Raw genomic sequence first — 1,679 nt, 5'->3', positions numbered from 1 at the left:
CAGAGTCTCCTGACTGACAGTTAAATACTCAATAGTAGTAATAATATAAGTATCCTACCTTCTAGGAGCATCCATGCAATTCTATTCCCTTTTCCTCTTCTTTCCATGGTACGAGTACCTCTGATTGCAAGCAGGTTGGATAGCAACTACTCTCAACATACTGATATTGTTATATTACTACTATACTACTTGGTTTAATCTCTACAGCACCAACCCATCCACAAACTCCATACACACCCCTTCCCTGAATTCTATTTTTCATCGCCCACATCGTCCGTGTCGTCTGTATCATCATATGTGGCAGGGACGATCGGACGGTCAGGGCGATATTTTTCCTACCTCCAAAGGTTAATGGTCGAACAAGTTTTATGACGTGGTGAGAGTGTAATTGCCGCCCTGTCGCTTTGTAGCAGGTAAAATTTATACTGATAAATTATAGCCCCCACCCATACGAAGGGGTGAGTACTCATTCCATTGCCTGCTCCTGTGTCTTGGCAACTTTCCATTAAAAGCATAGTGGTCCAGTTTTTGTGAAGAGGATTGGCCATCTGGTTACCACTCCCCCCCCATTCACTTTTTACAGGAGATTATTATGACCAACACAAATGGAAATCAGTTTTTACCCGAAGAACTTGTCACTATGCGTCATTACGACAAACGAACAGGCCAGTGGCGTGAGTCCGACTACCCCAAGGTTGGAGGACGTTTAAGGCTTGCCCATGGCCTTAATGGAAGCCTGGACATCAGTACTGAAATCATTAAGTACGACGGCAATGTGGCAGTGGTTAAAGCGCTTTGCTCAACGGACAAGGGGTCCTACACAGGAATCAGTATGGCCAGTGTTGAGCGGGATGCCAAGATTGCACCGGCTATATTGGAATTAGCAGAGACGCGGGCAATAGCCAGAGCCTTACGATTTGCCGGTTATGGCGTTGAATATTGTTCTGCAGAAGAGGTGTCACACCTGGACAGTGAAAAAGAAGATTCTTCTTACCCGCCGGTCGATAATATTCCTCTGGAGCAACAGGAGCCTATCTATCATCAGACAGCACCCGTTAGCATTCAACCTGGCAATGGAAGCTATGGCAATCGCAGTAACGGTAATAATGGCAATGGAAACGGCCAGTCACGTCTTTCCCAAAAGCAGCATTCCTTTCTCTTAAGCTTAGCCGACGACAGAAGCATTACCCGCAAGGAACTCGATACTATGAGTCGGGAAAGATATGGATGCGTTGTCAGCTTTTTATCGAAGAATGATGCGAGCAGTTTTATCGGAGAATTAACTGGCAATTAATCAGTTTCAACTAATCCAACAATGAAGGGGAGTTCGGGCAACCGGCTCCTCTTTTTTTGTGCCCAAAATTTGGAGGATATTATGTCACAAGCAATACAATCCATGAGAAACCAGCTTCACATCAGTCACTCCCAGATCTTCACGTATCTAAGCTGTAGCTTACGCTATTCTTTCAGATATATCATTGGGCTGCCAGTAGAACACAGCAGTATCGCGCTTCATTTCGGCAAGGCTATTCACGCAGCATTAGAGGTGTTCTGCGTATTCCACTGAATCCGGCCACCCATTCCAGTCGAAACCGGCCAGTCAGTCCACGTGATTCCGGCCACCTATTCCAGTGAAACTGGCCAGGTGGTCGGAGCGAAGCGACGCTGTTATTTTTTCA

2 protein-coding genes are annotated in these 1,679 nt (G+C 45.9%); both read left to right on the top strand.

All coding sequences use genetic code 11. The features are described from left to right. Positions 1–592: 592 nt before the first annotated feature. Positions 593–1,294, top strand: coding sequence for a hypothetical protein (locus JWH17_RS23145; RefSeq protein ID WP_205225070.1), 702 nt, complete (start codon positions 593–595; stop codon positions 1,292–1,294). A 21-nt stretch (positions 1,295–1,315) separates the two neighbouring features. Further along, complete coding sequence (locus JWH17_RS24790; RefSeq protein WP_369125083.1) at positions 1,316–1,567, top strand: PD-(D/E)XK nuclease family protein; 252 nt, start codon at positions 1,316–1,318, stop codon at positions 1,565–1,567. Positions 1,568–1,679 lie beyond the last annotated feature (112 nt).

It is taken from the genome of Desulfogranum marinum (genome assembly GCF_016918565.1).
In the GTDB taxonomy this organism is placed as follows: Bacteria; Desulfobacterota; Desulfobulbia; order Desulfobulbales; family Desulfobulbaceae; genus Desulfogranum; species Desulfogranum marinum.
This window is presented reverse-complemented; position numbering and strand designations above follow the sequence as displayed.